This is a genomic window from Rhodococcus sp. JCM 9793, from assembly GCF_055380405.1.
Genome location: NZ_AP043721.1, coordinates 2,949,249 through 2,968,655, shown reverse-complemented (window position 1 = coordinate 2,968,655; position 19,407 = coordinate 2,949,249). Strand labels below are relative to the sequence as shown.

The following is a 19,407-nucleotide window of genomic DNA, read 5'->3' as shown; positions in this document are numbered from 1 at the left end:
CGGACTCAGTCGAGAACCACCAGGCGAGCGGCGGCGATTGCATCCCCGCGTGAGTGCACGCCCAGTTTGCGGTACAGCGAACGCAGTTGAGTCTTCACCGTGTTGAGGCTCACGAACTGAGTCTCGGCAATCGTTCCCGCGCTGCCTCCCGCGAGCAGCCCATCGAGAACGGCGCGCTCGCGTGGGGTCAGCCGCACGACAGGGCGAGACGGGCGGAAAGTCACGAACTCGGCCGCGATCTGCGCCAGATCCACAGGCAGCTCCACGCCGAGTGCCGCGACCTCCCGGGTCATCGAAGGAGCGAGACCGGTGAACGGCCGCAGCATCCCGGTCTGTCGAGACCGCGCGGCCGCACGGGACATGTGGCGCCGGGCATCGGCTCGCCGCCCCAGTGAGCACGCGGCGGCCGCACCGATCACGAACAGCTCCATGGACACCCGGAGCGGGCACTGCGGATCTTCTCCGTAGCTATAGACGATCGTTTCGGCTCCGACGAAGTCTCCCGTGAGCAGACAGATCCGGGCACGAACGGCCGCGGTGAGCGGGTCGGTCGACCGACCCACCAACTGTGCCGCCTGGTCCGGATGACCGAGTGCCAGATTGAGATCGGCTCGGACGGCATCCAGAAGCTGTCCGGAGATGCCGCCGTACGCCCGGGAGAATGTCCGCATCTCCGACTCCACGTAGCGGAGACCGTCGGCGGGCAGGCCGGCAAGAAGCGCATATTGCCCACTCGCATACAGCACGAAAGCCCACAGCTCCTCGGTCTCGCGGGGAACACCGAGCTCGACGAGCGATCCGAATGCGCGATCAGGAAGGAGTCGGTCCAGCGCAACAAGTGCGGAGGCGACGAGGCCCGCCGTCTTCGCCTGCGCCCCCGAGGTCTCGGACAACAGAGAACGCTGCTCCCGCTCGGCATCGATCCAGAGCTGAGCGTCGTAGGTTGCGCCGCGCACCGCATGGGTGAGAGCAAGTGTGCCGGCAGCGTCGCGTTCGACGGACGTGCCGGCCCCACTGATGTGAGCGCGACGGAGCATGATCGTGGCCTCGCCGGTTCGGTCGGCCAGCAAGTACGAGATGCCGATGTGCAGGTAGCAGAATGCGTGGGCATACCTCGCCGTGTCGTCGAGCTTCTCGAACACCGGGACCGGCTCGGACGCGAGCGCATCGCAGACCTCGGCCGCCTCGTCGAATTGCCCGCCGACGCGCAGATTCATCGCGTGCATGATCGTCGCGTCGGGCTCGCGCGAGGCGTCGGCAGCCATGCCGGAACTATCGACCGCGGTGGGAACATCACGGGGAGAAGCACATTTGCGGTGCAGCCGGCGGATCGCTGCGACTGCGGGATTGCTGTCGACCACCTCGGCAGGAATCCCGTCGATCGACGCGTCGCCGAGCGGCGCAAGAAATCGCCCGGGGCAGCGCGCGTCTCCCCGATCCAGCGAGTACCGGACCAACGTGACCCGGGCAGCCTGTAGTTCGTCGGGGCACTCGATGGCGGCCGAACGCAGCAACGACTCCTCGACAGCGACCGGATACCTCCGCGTCGGTTCGTCGGTTCCTGGTTCCGACTCCACCAAACCCGCGGATTCCAATGTGTCAACGAAGCCGATCGGGTCGGTCACCTGCGGTAAGGCGACGGCAGACGACACCATCGAGGGCACTACGTCGGGCGACACCGGAGTTGCCCGGAACAATGGGTCCAGGACGGGATCGGTGGCTACCGTCCGCAAGACCAGAGTGTCGACGGTGGAGTCGACGAGGACGTCGAGCCGCTCGGGTTCGTTCGACGTCTGCACACCTTCGGCCTTCAGCGCCTCGCACACGGCCGCGATCAGAGCCGGCAGCCCTCCGGTCCGTCGCGTGATCCGGTCGACCACTCTCAGGCTTCGGGGTACCGCGGAAGCGCGGAGAAAGGCTTCCGTCTCCTCCACGGTGAACGAGAGGGCATCCGAACTGATCATCGTCCGATCCGGCCGCCCACGAATACATCGATGCCACCTACCCCCGATGCGTGTGGTCACGATGATCCGTAGCTGCGCACCGCACTCGAGAAGTTCACCGACACGATCCTCGGCCGACTCGACAGCATCGAGCCCGTCGAGCATGAGAACGATGGGAACATTCTGCGCGGCGAGAGCCGAACTCAGAGTGTCGAAGTTGTTGCGGCCGTGTGGAATCACCGTGATTCCCGCACATGCGCACACACAGGAGAGCACCCTGCCCCAATACTGGTCGCTCGTGATGCCCCCCGGGGGCAACTCGACGAACACCGGGACGGCGGCGGGAATCGGATCCGTCATCAGCCAGGTCCGGACCAGCGTGGTCTTTCCCGAGAACCGACTCCCGTGGACGACCACCAGATCGTCCGAGCCCGACAGAATCGAAAACAGGCGACCTCGGAACAGTGGCAGTTTCTTCGGCACCGACGCGACGCCCTCTCCGCTTCCAAGGACGCGCGACACCACCACAGGTTTCGCGTCCCCCCCCCGAACAACCATAATCAGACTTACGTGAATTTTAACAGCATTATGAAAGCGAGGTGAGGAAAAGAGACAAAGCCGGAGGCGCCGAAATCACCGAGCGAATTGCCCACCATCCTTCGCACCGCACCGATACCGAGAGCAGGGCGGCCGAAATTCGATCACACCGATTCGGCCGCCCTGCTTCGCTGTTCGGAAACTCGATCCAGCGTGAATCGTCAGTGCGCGAATCCCCGCGCAGTATGCCCGGTGCCCACACCTGCGCGCAGTCGATCGACGACATCCGTGATTGCTTCGGACAACTTGTACGCGAGGTCGCGACTGAAGCCTTCGCGCAGAACCACCCGAAGCACCGCGATGTCCTCCGCATCTGCCGGCATCGTGTAGGCGGGAACCTGGAAACCACGGGCGCGCAGTTCGTGCGAAATATCGAAGACGGTGAACCCTGGATCCCCGACCACCTGGAACGACAGCACCGGAATCGCAGACCCGTCCGTAATGATCTCCATGTTGTCGATCTTCGAGATCTGCTCGGACAGCATCAGAGCGGTGTCCCGCAACGACTCCATGATCTGGGTGTAGCCCGCAACCCCGAGCCTGATGAAGTTGTAGTACTGGCCGACCACCTGATTGCCGGAACGGGAGAAGTTCAGCGTGAAGGTCGGCATGTCACCGCCGAGATAGTTGACGCGGAACACAAGTTCCTCGGGGAGGTGTTCCTTCGAACGCCACACAACGAATCCGATGCCCGGATAGGTCATACCGTATTTGTGGCCACTGACATTGATCGATACAACCCGAGGAATCCGGAAATCCCACTTCAACTCCGGGTGCAGGAAGGGTACGACGAAACCCCCGCTCGCCGCGTCCACATGCAACGGGACGTCCGGACCCCCGCCGGCAGCAATCTCGTCCAGGGCCTCAGCGATTTCCGCGACCGGTTCCAACTCGCCGGTGAAGGTCGTCCCGAGAATTGCCACCACACCGATGGTGTTCTCATCCACAGCATCGCGGACCTGCTCCGGAGTGATGACATACCGTCCGTGCTCCATGGGCAGATACTTGGGTTCGACGTCGAAGTACCTGCAGAATTTCTCCCAGACCACCTGAACGTTGCTGCCCATGATCAAGTTCGGCTTGGTGGAGTCCTTGCCTGCGGCGTCGCGAGCCTGCCGCCACCGCCATTTGAGGGCGAGGCCCCCCAACATCACTGCTTCGGACGAGCCCACGGTCGACACACCGGTCGCGGATGTCGGATCTGTAGGGGAGAGAGCCTCGGCATGGAAGAGCGCAGCCACCATGTTGACGCAGCGGGTCTCGATCTCTGCCGTGGCCGGGTACTCGTCCTTGTCGATCATGTTCTTGTCGAAAGTCTCCGCCATGAGGCGGTCGGCCTGCGGATCCATCCAGGTGGTCACGAACGTCGCCAGGTTCAGGCGCGAGCTTCCGTCCAGCATCAACTCGTCGTGGATGAACCGGTAGGCCGCTTCGGGTTCGGTTTCCGATTTGGGCAGCCGCAGCGCAGGAATCGGGTCGGTTCCGAGCCTGCCGGTGTATGCGGGCGCGAGTGTCTCTGTAGGGGCGGCAATGGGGTCTGACATCTCTTCCTCCGATACTTGGTGCATCGAACACTCATCCCATCCGATGACAACTATGAACTGACTTTCGGCTGAATTGGGTTACTTCCGATCAGACCTCGATCGGCGGGTAGAGCCTTTCCATCGTGTAGCGACGGTTTCGCCGGACCGAGAGGGCACTCGCGGTCAGTGACCCGAGCAGGATTCCCGTGAGCACCGCGATCGCGATCCACAACCGTGAGTCGATCTGATCAGCCACGGTGAGCTGACGGAGTCCGTTGACCGTGTAGGTCATCGGATCGAACGGGTGGATGTACTGGAACGGCTTCGCGGTGGTGGGCACCGGGTAGATGCCACCGGCCGACACGAGCTGCAGCATCAGGAACGCGAGCGTGACGACACGTCCGACCGCGACGCCGAACACCGCGTTGAATGCTTGGATCATCGCCAGGTACGTCGCGGAGACCAGCATCAGGAACAGAATCGTCCCGGCCACGTGCTTGACGTCGAGACCCACTCCGAAATGCACGACGGTGTACATGACGATGACCTGGAGAACACCGACCAGAAGCGCGGGCCAGTACGACGCCAGAACGGTTCGATACAGTCCGAGCCCGCTCACCGTCGGCCTGGACTGCAGCGGTGTCAGCAGCATCCAGGTGATGATGCCGCCGACGAACAGGGCCAACGAGAGGAAGAACGGAGCGAATCCGGTACCGAACGTCGATGCCTCGTTGTTCGTGTTCTGCTGAAGCGCCACGGGCGTCGACAAAGTGTCTGCAGTCGCGGTGCGCTGTTGGTCGTTCCAGCTGGGGACCTCTTGTGCTCCCTGAGCGAGCGCATCCGCCAACTCGTGGGATCCGGACTGCAGTTCGACCATTCCGGAGGAAAGCTGGCCGGCGCCGTCCGACAGTTGGAAGCTGCCGTCGGTCAGCTGGATCAGGCCCGAATGCAGAGTTGCCGCACCTGAGTTCAGCTCGTTCACACCGCTCTGCAGCTCGCCGACTTCGGCCGCGAGCCCGCCGCCCTGGAGCATCGCCAGACCGCTCTGGAGCGGGCTGCTCGGATCGTTCAACTCATACTCCAGAGCTCGCGCATCCCCTTGCAGTCGTACGATCTCGGCGCGCAACGCCTCCGTATCGGAGACCACCTCCTGTGCAGTGAACGGCGTCAATGCGGTGATGGCCTGCTGGACGATCGGGTCCGAACTCCGTCCCAGGATGTCGATGACCTGTTGAACCGCGATCCCCGCCGAGGCCTGCGCCGGTTGAGGTATCCGGTCTTCCAGCGCGACGATCGATGCCCGAAGCTCCGAGGCCTGACTTCCGACGCTCGACAACTGCCCGCTGTCGAGAGCGTTCAGGAGTGGACCGGTGACACCGTCGATTGCGGTGGCGAGCTGATCCGCACCGGCCGCGAGCTGAGCCGACCCGTCGCGCGCGGTGACCATGTTGTCGGAGAGTTCGGTCGCGCCCGAACTGAGCTGGTCGGCACCCGACTTCGCCGTGTCGATTCCATCCGCGAGAGTTGTCGCGCCGTCTGCGGCCTGCTTCAGCCCGGAGCCCGCGGTCTCCAGACCGGTGAGCACCTGTCCGACGCCCTGGGCACCGATCGTCGAGTTGACCTGGCCGATCACCTGCTCCGACGCATCCTGCCCGATGATCGTGGCGAGGTAGTTGTTCGCATCGTTGAAGGTGAAGGTCAAATTCGCCTTCTCGGGGTTGTCACCGTTCGGCGACTCCACCGCTTCGGTGAAGTTCTCGGGAATGGTGATCGTGTAGTAGTACTTTCCGTGTGCGAGACCGTCGACCGCCTCGCTCTCCGACACCTCGTCCAGATCGAGTTGACCGGACGCGATGAGCGACTTGACGACCTGGTCGCCGGCATCGACCTGCTCGCCGGTCGACGATCGACCGGTGTCGTTGTTGACGATCGCAGCCGGAATCCTGTCGACCGCACCGAACGGATTCCAGAAAGCCCACAGGTACATAGCGCCGTACAGAAGCGGCATGAGGATGATCGTGGCGATCGCGATGCGCGGCATGGTGCCGCGGAAGTAGCGTTTCGAATCGCTACCGAGAGAGATTCCTGCCAGCATGGGTCACCTCACCTCGGTCATGACACCGATGTCTCCGGGGCCGAGAAGTCCGTGCATGTCGACCACCGCTCGCACTCCCGTACCCGGTTCGAGCGGGTTCACGTCGGCGGTGATCACCGATTGCTGCTCTCCGAGCGCAACCAGCCTTCCCAGCAATGTGGCACGCTCCCTGTCGTCGGCGATCTTGTCGATCCGCCCGACCACCAGCAGCGGAGGCCGGCGCGTGTTCGCAACCGCAATGCGCAGCAGCAACTGTTGGATCTCGGGCAGATCGTCGACGAATGCGTTGAGCCGTGGAAGCGGTACCTCGCCGAAGACCTCGGCACACATGTCGGCGACCCCGCCCTCGTCGACACGCGGAACGATCTTGTACCACGGTGAATCCCAGCGCTTCTGCTCGGTCACTAGGTCGCGCACGGTGACCGACGGCAGCACGTCGTCGAGCTCGTTCATGCACGCGATGGCCGACTGAGCGAACACCTTCGTCGGTTTGTTCTTGAAACCGAGGACGGTGAGCGATCCCCGAGTCAGCCGCATCCTGCCGCACAGCGCCATCATGAGCGCGGTACGGGCTGCACCCACCTGTCCCGACACGACCGTCACACCGCCCTCGTCGATATCGAGGTCGAGTGGACCGAACACGGGACCCCACGGGCCGTGAAGTTCGATGCCTCGGGCCGACACCAGGCTGCCCGGGATCTGACGCCACCCGGATTCGGGTCTATCGGAGGCCTCGGAGGTCTCGTAGTCCTCGGATTCATACTCTTCGAGATGTGTATCGGCCACTGGTCACCCACACTTCCTCGTCGCTTCAGCGACGACATCCGGGCACGCCCCAGCGGGTGACATCGCGCGCGGCGTCACTTGTCGGGGCGACGCGATCAGAGCTGGTTCTTGACTATTCGACCGTTCTTGACGATCACCGACAGGTTCTTGCCCGGGTCCGCCAGCAAGTTCAGGTCGTCGAGCGGGTTGCCATCGACGAGGAGCACATCGGCCCAGGCCCCTTGTCGGATCACTCCGAATTCGGCTTGGCGGTACGGATCCCGTTCACCTGCGAGCCTGAACAGTTCGGCGTTGCCCGACGTGAGCATCGTCAACGACTCCAGATTGGTGTAATGGTCGCCCAGACGAGCGGCCATCTCGCTCTGCCGCGGCGCGATCTGCGGCTCGAGCAGAAGATCGGTACCCCATGCAGTCTTGACGCCGTGCTTCTTCGCCCACTCGTAGACGTGGTCCACACCCGTGCAGATCTCCCGGTCCTTCTCCGCGCGATCCGGGTCGGGATAGTGGTGGTCGCCGAGAGCGAAGGGCTGCATCGACAGCCACACCTCCTTCTCCGCAATCAGCGCGATGGTCTCCTCGTCGGCAAGATGGCCGTGTTCGATGGACCGAACACCCGCCGCGAGTGCGCGCCGAATCCCGGTGACGTTGTACACGTGGGTCGCCACGTAGGTGCCGTAATCGGTTGCTGCGTTCACCGCGGCTCTGAGTTCCTTGTCGATGAACTGCACGGTGTACAGCGGGTCGTACATCGACGCCGCACCGCCGCCCACCATCAGCTTGATCTGCGACGCACCCTTCTTCAGCTGCTCGCGCACACCGGCGAGGACCTGATCTTCCCCGTCCGCGACCCGCATGAACCCGATCTGTTCGGCACGGCTCTGGTCGCCTCCGAACACCGTCGGGCAGTCGTAGACGAATCCGAAATCACCGTGCCCGCTCGTCTGCGAGAGGGCGGCTTGTGACGGGTAGATCCGTGGGCCTTCGAACAGTCCCCGGTCGATCACCGACTTGATGCTGGCCGTATCTCCGGCCATGTCGCGCACCGCCGTGAACCCGCGGTGCAACATGTTCTTTGCCTCTGCGAGCCCGTTCAGCGCGATGTGGGACTCGGAGCCCATCACCATGTCGACGTAGGAATTGGCGTTGCCGACCAGGTGGACGTGGGCATCGCTCATGCCGGGCATCAGTACTCGGTTGGCACCGTCGACGACGACGGTCTCGCGGCCCGGTTCGTCGCCGATCGGCGACGTCGATACCGCGGCGATCCTGTCCCCATCCATCAACACGTCGCCACCGACCAGATCACCGGAGTGACCGTCGAATACGCGAACGTTTCGGAACAACAGGCGCTTGCTCGAATCCGGGGTTGCCGTCATGAGCCGGACGTTAATCCGGATATTCTCGGCGCGCGCCCGATCCCGCGGCCGGTCGACAGAATTCACCCTCCGGTTTCACCCTCGTACCGATGTCGGTGAAAAGATGCTCCCGAGCAGGGGATTTCACCCTCTGCCACGCGTATCCGTATTGGATACGAGACGCCCTGCGGTGTTCTACACTGCCGCCATGGTGATCCGCCCGACCTTGCGTATGCAGTCCTGGGGATTCGTTGTCGGGGCCTTCCTCTTCGCACTCGGTTCGGCCCCTGGAATCTCGAGCATGCTCGGCACCGCGGGTGCAAATACGTCGTTCTTCGTCGGCTCGTGGTTTTTCACGGGCGCTGCATTCGTACAGTTGATGTTGAGCGGCGCCCCGACGGTCGCGGACAAGCAGGGGATCGGGATCCGTGCCGAGTGGCTTTCGGCACTGGTCCAATTCATCGGCACGCTTCTGTTCAACGTGAGCACCGGAGCAGCTCTGCACGCACACACCGTCAAAGGTGAGAAGCACTTGGTGTGGAACCCGAATCTCGAGGGGTCCCTGTGCTTTCTCGTCTCCAGTGCGCTCGCCGTGCTGATCCTGTGGCGCGCGAAGTCGTACTGGGCACCGCGCTCGAAGGACTGGCAGAGCGTCTGGCTCAACATGCTCGGGTCCATCGCCTTCGGTGTGTCCGCCGTCGGGTCGTTCGTCCTCGCAACCGGCAACACGCTCGATCCGAGTCTCGCGAATGTCGGAACGTTCGTCGGGGCGCTGTGCTTCCTTTTCGCATCGGCCGTCTATCTCGGCAGACAGCGCGCGCCCGAACCGGTGCCTTCGGCCGCGTCCTGATGGCCGTTGTGCACCCGACGGTCGCCGCCGCGGTTCCGCGCGGCGTCAGGACTCGGGTGGGCCTAGAACCGCGTCGGGTCCCTGTTCCAGGAGGACACGGAACGCGTCCTCCTCGAGAATCGGAATACCCAGGTCCGAGGCCTTGTCCGCCTTGGAGCCCGGATTGTCGCCGACCACGACGAAAGCGGTCTTCTTCGACACCGAGCCTGCGGCCTTGCCCCCGCGGGCGAGGATCGCTTCCTTCGCTTCGTCGCGGGAGAGCCCGGCCAGCGTGCCGGTGACCACGATGGACATGCCCTCCAGGGTGCGCGCGATGGATTCGTCACGCGCGTCCGCCATACTCACACCGGCCGCGGCCCACTTGTCGACGATCACGACGTGCCAGTCGACGGTGAACCATTCGACGACGGCGGTCGCGATCGTGCCCCCCACACCCTCGACCGCGGCGAGTTCCTCGAGAGACGCCGCCCGGATACGGTCGAGGCTTCCGAATTCGGTGGCCAGAGCGCGCGCCGCGGTGGGCCCGACATGCCGGATCGACAGAGCCACGAGGACCCGCCAGAGCGGCTTCTCCTTCGCCTTCGCGAGGTTCTGCAGCAGTCGCTCCCCGTTCTTCGACAGCACGCCCTTGGCGGTCTTGAAGATCGACGTGCGCATCAGGTCGTCGGCGGTGAGCGAGAACAGGTCACCTTCGTCGCCGATCGCCTCGGATTCGAGCAGGGCCGTTGCCGCCTCGTAGCCGAGGGCCTCGATGTCGAATGCGCCGCGTCCCGCGACATGGAACACCCGCTCACGCAGCTGGGCCGGACAGTACTGCTGGTTCGGGCAGCGCAGGTCGACGTCGCCTTCCTTCGCCGGCGCGAGGGGGGTCGCGCATTCGGGGCACTCGGTAGGCATCACGAATGCGCGTTCGCTGCCGTCGCGGACATCAACAACGGGTCCGAGCACTTCCGGGATCACATCGCCTGCCTTGCGCAGCACGACGGTGTCGCCGATGAGAACACCCTTGCGTGCCACTTCGGAACCGTTGTGCAGAGTCGCGAGCGACACCGTGGACCCGGCGACCGACACCGGTTCCATGTATGCGAAGGGAGTCACGCGACCGGTGCGCCCCACGCTGACCCGGATGTCGAGAAGTTTGGTTGTCACTTCCTCGGGCGGGTACTTGTACGCAATTGCCCAGCGTGGGGCCCGCGACGTCGCCCCGAAGCGGCGGTGCAGGGCCATCTCGTCGATCTTCACTACGAGTCCGTCGATCTCGTGCTCGATGTCGTGGCGGTGCTCGCCCCAGTACTTCATCCGGTCGATGACCGCGTCGGCGCCGGTGACCCGCAGGGTGTGCGGTGAAACAGGTAGGCCCCAGGCAGCGAGCGCATCGTAGGCATCGGATTGAGATTCGGGACGGAAGCCTTCGATCCGGCCGAGGCCGTGACAGATCATGCCGAGCCGGCGCTTCGCCGTTACTGCGGGGTTCTTCTGACGCAGCGACCCCGCCGCCGAATTCCGAGGATTGGCGAACGGTGCCTTGCCCTCGGCGACGAGACTTGCATTGAGCGCCTGGAAATCTTCGAGCCGGAAGAACACCTCTCCGCGAACTTCGAGGACCGAAGGAATCGGGTATTCGTCTGTGGCAGTGAGTTGTTCCGGAATGGAGTCGATGGTCATGGCGTTGAGCGTGACCAGTTCCCCGGTGCGTCCGTCGCCGCGCGTGGCCGCGCGCACGAGCCGCCCGTCCTCGTAGACGAGGCTCAGTGCGACACCGTCGATCTTCACCTCGCACAGGTAGTGCAGATCCGATCCGGCCTCGGATTCGACGCGGGCGAGCCAGGCGCGCAGTTCGTCCTCGTCGAAGACGTTGTCGAGGCTGAGCATCCGCTCGAGGTGATCCACAGCCGTGAAATCGGTGGCGAAACCGCCACCGACGAGCTGTGTCGGCGAATCGGGGGTGCGAAGGTCCGAGTACTCGCCTTCGAGCGCGTTGAGTTGCCCGAGCAACTGATCGAACGCGCCGTCGGAGATGATCGGGGCGTCGCGCACGTAGTAGCGGAACTGGTGTTCGCGCACTTCCTCCGCGAGCTGCTGCCAGCGCTCGCGCACTTCTGCTGGAGCTGTGGGGGCCACGTCCGTCGGTTCACTCACAGCTTGCAAGCGTAGTCGAGGGGACCGACCGACTTCGTCAGAGTGATTCGGGGTCTTCCGAAAACGCCGCGGAGATGTCGTTCGCCAATCCGAGCGCGGTCCGTGCCCAGTCGGGATCGGCGTTCGCCAGACCGCACGTCGGGGTGACCGATACCGAACGTAGCGTGGTGCGCGCGAATCCGAGCCGGTCGATCAGCGCCACGGCCGGTGACGCCAGCTCCCGCCAGGTCGGATACTGCTCCGGTGCGGTCACCGGGATCAGGCCCAGCAGCAGGGTCGTGCCCGAATCGAGCAGTTCGCCCACCGCGTCGAAGTCTGCGCGGGTGAGCTGCGTGAGGTCGAACGACACGGCAGCGGCTGCACTGCGCCGCAGCAGGCCTGCGGGCAGTGCGGCCGAGCAGCAGTGCACCGCGGTCGGGAGCCCGAGGGCGGTGAGGGTTGCATCGAGGACATGCTGGGCCTCGGGTTCGGGCACAGCCGGTACGGTTTCGAGCATGGTGCGTCCCCGCAGCGACCCGGCGAGCACGGCCGGTAGTGCCGGTTCGTCGAGTTGGACGACCGTCGAGACGCCGAGGCGCCGCCGGAGTTCGGCGGCGTGCCGTGCGAGACCTTCCGCGAGAGATTCCGACAGGTCGCGGACCGCACCGCGGTCGACGAGAGCGCGTTTGCCCGTCGCAAGCTCGGTATGCGCGGCGAGCGTCCACGGTCCGATCGACTGCACCTTGACGGTGCGATCGGACCCGGCTCCGGCGAGTTCCCACGCCTCCTCGAATGCGTCGAGGTCCTGCTTCAGCAGGTCCTCGGCGACACGTGCGACGGCACCGCGCCCGGCCCGCAGACGGTAGCCCGTGGTGGTGGCATCCAGATGCATGTCGACGAGCAGTGCGCTCGCGCGGCCGATCATGTCGGCTCCGAGCCCCCGTGCAGGGAGCTCGACCAGGTGAGGCAGCGCCGGAAGTTCTCCGATGATCACCGCGGCGGCCTCCCGGGCGTCGGTGCCCGGCCATGATCCGATTCCGGTGACCAGCCCCGCCCAGGGACTCGCACCGACCTGCTCTGTCGTCACTGTTCTCCGGCCGTGTCGGTGGTGGCGATCGTGCCGCTGCCGAGGACGATGTCGCCTGCCGGGTCGGGGCGGTAGAGAACCGCCGCCTGGCCTGCCGCAACACCGGTGAGCGGTTCGCGAAGCGAGATCTCGATGCCTCCGTCGCGGTTCACGACATCGTCGACGCTGCCGACAGCTTCGGCGACCGCCTCGGCGAGGCCTCCGTGCGCGCGGACCTGTACGACGCATTCGATCGGCCCGACCGGCGCGGAACCCGACGTCCACACGGCACGTTCTGCTCTGATCGACGACACCTGCAGACGTTCGGCGCCGCCCACCTTCACGGTGCCGGTCTCTGGTTCGATCTCCGTGACGTAGCGGGGGCGCCCGTCGGCGCCGGGCCCTGCAATCCCGAGGCCCTTGCGCTGCCCGATCGTGAAGCCGTGCACACCTTCATGTTCGGCGAGAATCTCACCCGAGTCGGCGTCGACGACGGAGCCGGGCCGGACACCGATCCTGGCTCCGAGGAATGCGCGGGTGTCGCCCGACGGGATGAAGCAGATGTCGTGGCTGTCGGGCTTGTTCGCCACCGCCAGGCCACGCTCGGCGGCCTCTTCGCGGATCTGCTCCTTCGGGGTGTCGCCCACGGGGAACATCGCACGCGAGAGCTGTTCCGCGGTCAGCACTGCCAGCACATAGGACTGGTCCTTGTCTGCGTCGACCGCGCGCCGCAACACCCCGCCGTCGAGCCGCGCATAGTGGCCGGTCGCGACGGCGTCGAACCCGAGGGCGATGGCGCGATCCGCCAGCGCCGAGAACTTGATCTTCTCGTTGCAGCGCAGGCACGGGTTCGGGGTCTGCCCGGCAGCGTAGGACGCCACGAAATCGTCGATCACGTCTTCTTTGAAGCGGTCGGCGAAATCCCATACATAGAACGGAATTCCGAGTACGTCGGCGGCGCGGCGCGCATCGCCGGCGTCTTCCTTGGAACAACATCCACGCGATCCGGTGCGCAACGTACCCGGCGCCGTCGACAAGGCCAGATGCACACCGACCACCTCGTGGCCCGCATCGACGGCACGGGCCGCAGCAACCGCCGAGTCCACACCGCCGCTCATCGCCGCAAGAATCCTCATCCCCGGTCACCTCCTCGTCCGCCGACGCTCGCCATTCCGGCAGCGCGCGCTCTCTCCACCACCTGCGGCAACGCCGCAAGCAGAGCTTCGATATCCCCCCGGGTCGTGGTGTGCCCCAACGAAAATCGTAGGGATCCCCGAGACGTGGCCGGGTCGCATCCCATTGCGACCAGCACATGGCTCGCCCGTGCCACCCCCGCAGTGCATGCCGAACCCGTCGAACATTCGATCCCGGCAGCATCGAGCAACATGAGCAACGAATCGCCTTCGCACCCGGGGAATGTGAAATGTGCATTGCCCGGCAACCGATCGGCTCCGCGCAGCCCGTTGAGCACCGCATCGGGCACGACCCGTTCGACGCCGGAGATCAGCGCATCGCGCAGCGTCCCGAGTTCGGCGGCCTGTTCCTGCAGTTCGGCGGTCGCGTGACGAAGAGCCGTCGCCATACCCACGATCGACGCGGTGTCCTGGGTCCCGGATCGCACGTCGCGTTCGTGGCCGCCGCCATGTGCCAGCGGAACACACGGCACCTGCCGGCCCAGCAGTAGCGCGCCCACGCCCTGAGGTCCGCCGAACTTGTGTGCGGCCACGGTGAGGGCAGACAGGCCGCTCGCCGCGAAGTCGACAGGAAGGTGCGCCACGGCCTGGACTGCGTCGCTGTGGATCGGAATGTCGAACTCTGCGGCCACTGCCGCGAGCGAGGCAATCGGCATCACGGTACCGACCTCGTTGTTCGCCCACATGACGGTCACGAGCGCGACCTCGTCGGCGTGCGCCTCGAGCTCCTCGCGCAACGTGCGCGGATCCACTCGCCCTGCCTCGTCCACGGGCAGCCACGTCACGTCCGCGCCCTCGTGCTCGCAGAGCCATTCGACGGCATCGAGCACAGCGTGGTGTTCCACCGCGCTCGCGATGATGCGGCGGCGGCGCGGATCCTGAGCGCGCCGACCCCAGTAGATGCCTTTGACAGCAAGGTTGTCGCCCTCGGTACCACCCGAGAGGAAGATCACCTCGGAGGGGCGTGCGCCGAGATCGGCCGCGATCGACTCACGGGCCTCTTCGATCCGGCGTCGGGCAGCCCGACCGGAACCGTGCAGGGACGACGCGTTTCCGACTGTCGCGAATACTTGCGTCATCGCCTCGATCGCCGCAGGCAGCATAGGCGTGGTCGCGGCGTGGTCGAGGTAGACGGTCTTCGGGGTGCCGGACGGACCGGCGGCGGGCAAGGTCATGACCGATCCAGGATAGCCGGTCCGGTCGAGTGAGCGCTGCGGTCACCCCGGTGACGGTGCGCTCACTTCCGCAGGTGTTGTCGGCACCGCCCCGGGAGCTGTTGTCCGCACCACGTGCGGGACGGCAATCCGTTCGGTCGGCCGTACCGCCCGCTCGCACCGGGCAGCGAGGTCGCGGCGATCGGTACCCGGCCACTCGAGCGGTGCGAGAGTCACCGACGCGACCAGCCCCCGCGAGCGCACGAGCCGGGCGATCGACGCTCCGATCGTCTCCTCACCCACGAATGCCGGACCGGTGGTCCGGACCCCCGTGTGATCGAGGTAGACGAACCCGATGGGCTGTACCGGGCATTCTGCGTCGATGGCCGCCTCGAACAGTGCCGAGCGGAAACCCCCGTACGCGCGACCACACCAGGTCGTCCCCTCCGGGAAGACCGCGACGCGCTCGCCGCTGTCCAACCGTGACCGCACGATGTCGACGACACCGGGTAGAGCACGCAGGCGTTCGCGCTCGATCGGGATCACCCGCATCCGCCGCGCCAGCGACCCGAGCGCACCCCACTCGAGCAGGTCTGCGCGCGCCACGAACCCGGCTGGGGCCACAGCCATGACCACCAGCACGTCGGTCCACGACACGTGTGGTGCCACGACGAGGAGCCCTCCGTCGTATCCACGCCGGTCGCGGAGGTCGGTGACGACGACCCGCATTCCCACGCATCGCAGCAGGCCGCGGGCACCCGCGCGCAGGAGTGTTTCTCGTGCAGAGACCGGGACGAGGCGGGCCACCACGAGGATCGGCGCACAGGCGAGGACTGCTATGAACGTGAAGGCGCGCGTGACGACGGTCGGCCACGAGACTCGGGGCGACGTCGAGGGAAGGCAGCCGTCGCCGCACGGGCTCGCGGGCATCCACGCGTGCGCGCGCCGGGTCATCCTTCGCTGCTCTCAGCGGCGGCTCGAAGGCGTTCGAGGTAGCGGATGTTCGCGTCGTGCAGGCTCAGCATGGCGACGAAGTCCGCCACGCCGAAATCCGGATCGTGTGCGGGATCACCACAGATCTGCGCGCCCAGTCGCAAATATCCGCGCATGAGCGGGGGAACGACGACCCGTGCAGGCCCGTCGATCTCGTCGAGGAATCGGCCGTCGACCAGCACCGGCTTCAGGGGGCGGGCCCGACGCTCCGGCTCGATGCCGTGGCGTTCGAGCACCATGTCCCGCACGCCGCGCACGTTTGCTCCCACAGCATCGCCGGGATGGAGCTGCATCGGCACCGAGACGCATCCGATGACCCGGTCGTGGCCCGTCAGTTCGAGGTAGCGCAGGATCCCGGCCCACATGAGTGTCAGGACGGATCCGGAGCGGTGCGCCGCATCGACGCATGCTCGGCCCATCTCGACGGCACGCAGGCGGTAGGGGTCGAGCGCAGAGAGGTCGAATTCGGTGGCCGTGTAGTAACCGCCGGCCTCGCGCGCGGCGAGGGGCTGCATCATCCGGTAGCAGCCGACGAGTTCGCCGGTGCTGATCTCGTGCGCGAGCAGGTGGTCGCAGAATTCGTCGAACGGATCGACGTCGAGGTCACTTCCGTCCGCTGGGAGTGTGAAACCTGGTTCGGTGGCGAACACCCGGCGCCGCAGCCGCTGCGCCGCTTCCCGGTGGTGTGACTCGGTGGAGATACTCAGGGAGTACCGCGGCCCGGACAGCACCGGAACCGTGAATTCTCGTGTGTGCGACAGCACCGCTGATGTGGTCATGTTGCAGGTGTAGCGCGGCGGTGCGGCACGACGGCAGCGCGGCGGTGTCTCGTTCGTGAACAAGGCGGAACAACCGCGCGGCCCCATCCCGGAAGTCCGGGATGGGGCCGCGCGGAACTACTACGTGGAGACCGATCAGCCCTTGTGCTTCTTGACGGCCTCGGTCAACTGCGGCGCGACGTTGAACAGGTCGCCCACGACGCCGTAGTCCGCGATCTCGAAGATCGGAGCCTCTTCGTCCTTGTTGACCGCGACGATGGTCTTCGACGTCTGCATGCCGGCGCGGTGCTGGATGGCTCCGGAAATGCCGAGCGCGACGTACAGCTGCGGCGAGACGGTCTTGCCCGTCTGACCGACCTGGAACTGGCCCGGGTAGTAGCCGGAGTCGACTGCGGCGCGGGAGGCACCGACTGCGGCGCCGAGCGAATCGGCGAGATCCTCGACGACCGAGAACTTGTCGGCGCTACCGACGCCGCGGCCACCGGAGACCACGATCGTTGCCTCGGTGAGCTCGGGACGGTCGCCACCGACGACGGGCTCACGCGAGGTGACCTTGACAGCGTTCTCTTCCTGCGCCGGAACCTCGACGTCGACGCGCTCTGCGGCACCGGCCTGCGGAGCGGACTCGATGGCACCCGGGCGCACCGAGATGACCGGAACCTCGCCGTTGGCCTTGGCATCGACGGTGAACGCGCCACCGAAGATCGAGTGGACGGCCGAGCCGTCGCCCTTGACGTCGACGACATCGACGAGCAGGCCCGAACCTATACGCGCGGCGAGACGGCCCGACACCTCCTTGCCCTCGACCGAGGCTGCGGTGAGAACCGCTGCGGGGCTGGTGGATTCGACGAGGGCAGCGAGGATGTCGACCTTCGGGGTCACCAGGTAGCCGTCGACGATGTCGGACTCGGCGGCGTAGACCTTGGCGGCACCGGCCGCGGCGAGGGCTTCCTGCAGCTTGTCTGCGGTGCCGGCAGGACCGGCGACGACGGCGGACGGCTCACCGAGCGCACGTGCGGCGGTGATGAGCTCGACGCTGACCTTCTTCAGTGCACCCTCGGCGTGCTCGACGAGCACAAGTACTTCTGCCATTGCTTGCTTCTCTCCCTAGATATGTCTGCTGTGTGCCGTGGGGCGCGATCAGATGATCTTCTGGCCGACCAGGTACGTGGCGATCAGGTTGCCGCCCTCGCCCTCGTCCGCGACGCGCTCACCTGCGGTACGCGGGGGCTTCGGGGTGACGCCGGTGACGGTGGTGGCAGCGTTGGTGACACCGAAGATTTCCGGGTCGAGACCGATCTCGGCGAGCGTGAGGGTCTGCACTTCCTTCTTCTTCGCGGCCATGATGCCCTTGAAGGACGGGAAGCGCGGCTCGTTGATCTTCTCGGTGACCGAGATGATGGCCGGCAGCGGAGCCTCGATGCTGAAGAGGCCCTCGTCGGTCTCGCGCTCGCCGGAAGCCTTGCCGTCGGCGACGGTCAGCTTGCGCAGGTGGGTGAGGTGGGGAAGACCCAGGTACTCGGCGATGATCGCCGGCACAGCACCTGCGCGACCGTCGGTGGCCTCGTTACCTGCGATGACCAGCTCGACACCCTCGATCTGACCGAGCGCAGCAGCAAGCGCGTACGAGGTCTGGATGGCGTCCGAGCCGTGGAGAGCAGGATCGTTGAGGTGGATGGCCTTGTCAGCACCCATCGACAGCGCCTTGCGGATCGCATCGGTGGCGCGGTCGGGACCGGCCGTGAGAACGGTCACCTCGCCGCCGTCGCGCTCCTTGATGAGCAGGGCCTCTTCTACGGCCCGCTCGTTGATCTCGTCGAGCACGGCATCGGCTGCTTCACGGTCGAGAGTGAAGTCGCCGTCGGTGAGCTTGCGCTCGGACCACGTGTCGGGGACCTGCTTGATCAAAACGACGATGTTCGTCATGGGTCTACGTCGACCTCCTGTGTGTAGCTGCTTCGGATCGGAGCGGCGATGCCTGAACCGAGTACTCGTGCCTGTCGCACGGCGTGTGCGTCAGATTACCAAACGCTAAGTTACCCAGTGGTAACTTAGCGGAATTCCCGGTTCACCATAACCGCAGACGAGGAGCGAGATGGCTGTGATCTGGACCACCGAGTCCGACACCACAGACGGTGGGTCTACTCTCGGGGCGGTGAGTGACTCCACCGTCCGCGCCGACGGCGCGCAGCAGCTGCCACTGACCGGCGAACGGACAGTCCCCGGCATCGCCGAAGAGAACTATTGGTTCCGCCGCCACGAAGTCGTCTACCGCGACCTGCTGCACCGATGCGCCGATCGCGCCGTCCTCGAGGCCGGCGCCGGCGAGGGTTACGGGGCCGACATGATCGCCGACGTCGCCACGCGCGTCATCGGACTCGACTACGACGAGAGCGCCGTCGCGCACATCCGCGCCCGCTACCCGCGCGTCGACATCCGCCAGGGAAACCTCGCCGCACTCCCCCTCGACGACGCATCCGTCGACACGGTCGTGAATTTCCAAGTCATCGAACACCTCTGGGACCAAGCGCAATTCCTTCGGGAATGCCACCGTGTGCTGACGCCCGGGGGCGAACTGCTCATCAGCACCCCCAACCGCATCACCTTCTCCCCCGGACGCGACACACCGCTCAACCCGTTCCACACTCGTGAACTCGACGCCGCCGAACTCACCGAACTCCTCGAGGAAGCAGGTTTCCGCGTCGAACTGGTCACCGGCGTCCACCACGGCACCACCCTGCGTGCACTCGACGCCAAGTACGGCGGCTCCTTCATCGATGCGCAGATCGAGCGCGCACTCGCGGGTGAACCGTGGCCCGACGCCCTGACCACCGACGTCGCGGCCATCACCTCGGACGACTTCGCGCTCTACCCCGAGAACATCGACGACAGCCTCGACCTGGTGGCAATTGCGGTGAAGGATCCCGCTCCGTGAGACCCGAACCGACACGCGAA

The 19,407-nt window shown here is 65.7% G+C and carries 15 protein-coding genes; 2 read left to right on the top strand and 13 right to left on the bottom strand.

The window, feature by feature from the left end; translation table 11 throughout:
- Window positions 1-5: 5 nt before the first annotated feature.
- From ACZ46K_RS15765 to ACZ46K_RS15745, 5 genes are all read right to left on the bottom strand, one after another.
- On the bottom strand, window positions 6-2,465 hold the full coding sequence (locus tag ACZ46K_RS15765; protein WP_464749168.1) for a helix-turn-helix transcriptional regulator: 2,460 nt from the start codon (window positions 2,463-2,465) through the stop codon (window positions 6-8).
- Window positions 2,466-2,701: 236 nt separating this feature from the next.
- Window positions 2,702-4,084 carry a glutamate decarboxylase gene (locus ACZ46K_RS15760; RefSeq protein ID WP_464749167.1) on the bottom strand — a complete coding sequence of 461 codons (1,383 nt, stop codon included), beginning with the start codon at window positions 4,082-4,084 and terminating at the stop codon, window positions 2,702-2,704.
- An 88-nt stretch (window positions 4,085-4,172) separates the two neighbouring features.
- Window positions 4,173-6,158: a YhgE/Pip family protein gene (locus ACZ46K_RS15755; RefSeq protein ID WP_054810266.1), complete on the bottom strand. Its 1,986-nt coding sequence runs from the start codon at window positions 6,156-6,158 to the stop codon at window positions 4,173-4,175.
- A gap of 3 nt (window positions 6,159-6,161) precedes the next feature.
- Window positions 6,162-6,944 carry a P-loop NTPase family protein gene (locus ACZ46K_RS15750; protein ID WP_464749166.1) on the bottom strand — a complete coding sequence of 261 codons (783 nt, stop codon included), beginning with the start codon at window positions 6,942-6,944 and terminating at the stop codon, window positions 6,162-6,164.
- 95 nt (window positions 6,945-7,039) lie between these two features.
- On the bottom strand, window positions 7,040-8,320 hold the full coding sequence (locus ACZ46K_RS15745; RefSeq protein WP_464749165.1) for a metal-dependent hydrolase family protein: 1,281 nt from the start codon (window positions 8,318-8,320) through the stop codon (window positions 7,040-7,042).
- A gap of 187 nt (window positions 8,321-8,507) precedes the next feature.
- On the opposite strand from ACZ46K_RS15745, the gene ACZ46K_RS15740 reads away from it, so the two are divergent.
- Window positions 8,508-9,149 (top strand): hypothetical protein, encoded by a 642-nt coding sequence (locus ACZ46K_RS15740; RefSeq protein WP_054805486.1) that lies wholly within the window; start codon window positions 8,508-8,510, stop codon window positions 9,147-9,149.
- A gap of 45 nt (window positions 9,150-9,194) precedes the next feature.
- Here the strand turns inward: ACZ46K_RS15740 and ligA are convergent, their stop codons facing one another.
- The 8 genes from ligA to ACZ46K_RS15700 all read right to left on the bottom strand — a co-directional run bounded on the left by ligA (window position 9,195) and on the right by ACZ46K_RS15700 (window position 18,378).
- Window positions 9,195-11,288 carry an NAD-dependent DNA ligase LigA gene (gene ligA / locus ACZ46K_RS15735; RefSeq protein WP_464749164.1) on the bottom strand — a complete coding sequence of 698 codons (2,094 nt, stop codon included), beginning with the start codon at window positions 11,286-11,288 and terminating at the stop codon, window positions 9,195-9,197.
- A 37-nt stretch (window positions 11,289-11,325) separates the two neighbouring features.
- The gene (locus tag ACZ46K_RS15730; protein ID WP_464749163.1) at window positions 11,326-12,354 is read right to left on the bottom strand and encodes a methionine synthase; all 1,029 of its coding nucleotides are present in this window, start codon (window positions 12,352-12,354) and stop codon (window positions 11,326-11,328) included.
- Window positions 12,351-13,469, bottom strand: coding sequence for a tRNA 2-thiouridine(34) synthase MnmA (mnmA, locus tag ACZ46K_RS15725; protein ID WP_054810631.1), 1,119 nt, complete (start codon window positions 13,467-13,469; stop codon window positions 12,351-12,353). The genes ACZ46K_RS15730 and mnmA overlap by 4 nt, the downstream gene beginning before the upstream one ends.
- Window positions 13,466-14,701, bottom strand: a complete 1,236-nt coding sequence (locus ACZ46K_RS15720) for a cysteine desulfurase family protein (RefSeq protein ID WP_054806867.1) — start codon at window positions 14,699-14,701, stop codon at window positions 13,466-13,468. The genes mnmA and ACZ46K_RS15720 overlap by 4 nt, the downstream gene beginning before the upstream one ends.
- Before the next feature lie 42 nt (window positions 14,702-14,743).
- Window positions 14,744-15,634: a lysophospholipid acyltransferase family protein gene (locus ACZ46K_RS15715; RefSeq protein WP_464749162.1), complete on the bottom strand. Its 891-nt coding sequence runs from the start codon at window positions 15,632-15,634 to the stop codon at window positions 14,744-14,746.
- A complete protein-coding gene (locus ACZ46K_RS15710) occupies window positions 15,631-16,452 on the bottom strand; it encodes a GNAT family N-acyltransferase (protein ID WP_054806868.1) in 822 nt (273 codons plus the stop codon). The genes ACZ46K_RS15715 and ACZ46K_RS15710 overlap by 4 nt, the downstream gene beginning before the upstream one ends.
- 135 nt (window positions 16,453-16,587) lie before the next feature.
- Window positions 16,588-17,544 (bottom strand): electron transfer flavoprotein subunit alpha/FixB family protein, encoded by a 957-nt coding sequence (locus ACZ46K_RS15705; protein WP_054806869.1) that lies wholly within the window; start codon window positions 17,542-17,544, stop codon window positions 16,588-16,590.
- Window positions 17,545-17,592: 48 nt separating this feature from the next.
- Window positions 17,593-18,378, bottom strand: coding sequence for an electron transfer flavoprotein subunit beta/FixA family protein (locus ACZ46K_RS15700; RefSeq protein WP_054806870.1), 786 nt, complete (start codon window positions 18,376-18,378; stop codon window positions 17,593-17,595).
- Between the two features lie 175 nt (window positions 18,379-18,553).
- On the opposite strand from ACZ46K_RS15700, the gene ACZ46K_RS15695 reads away from it, so the two are divergent.
- Entirely contained in the window at window positions 18,554-19,387 is an 834-nt protein-coding gene (locus tag ACZ46K_RS15695; RefSeq protein WP_464749338.1) for a class I SAM-dependent methyltransferase, read from the top strand.
- Window positions 19,388-19,407: the final 20 nt, after the last annotated feature.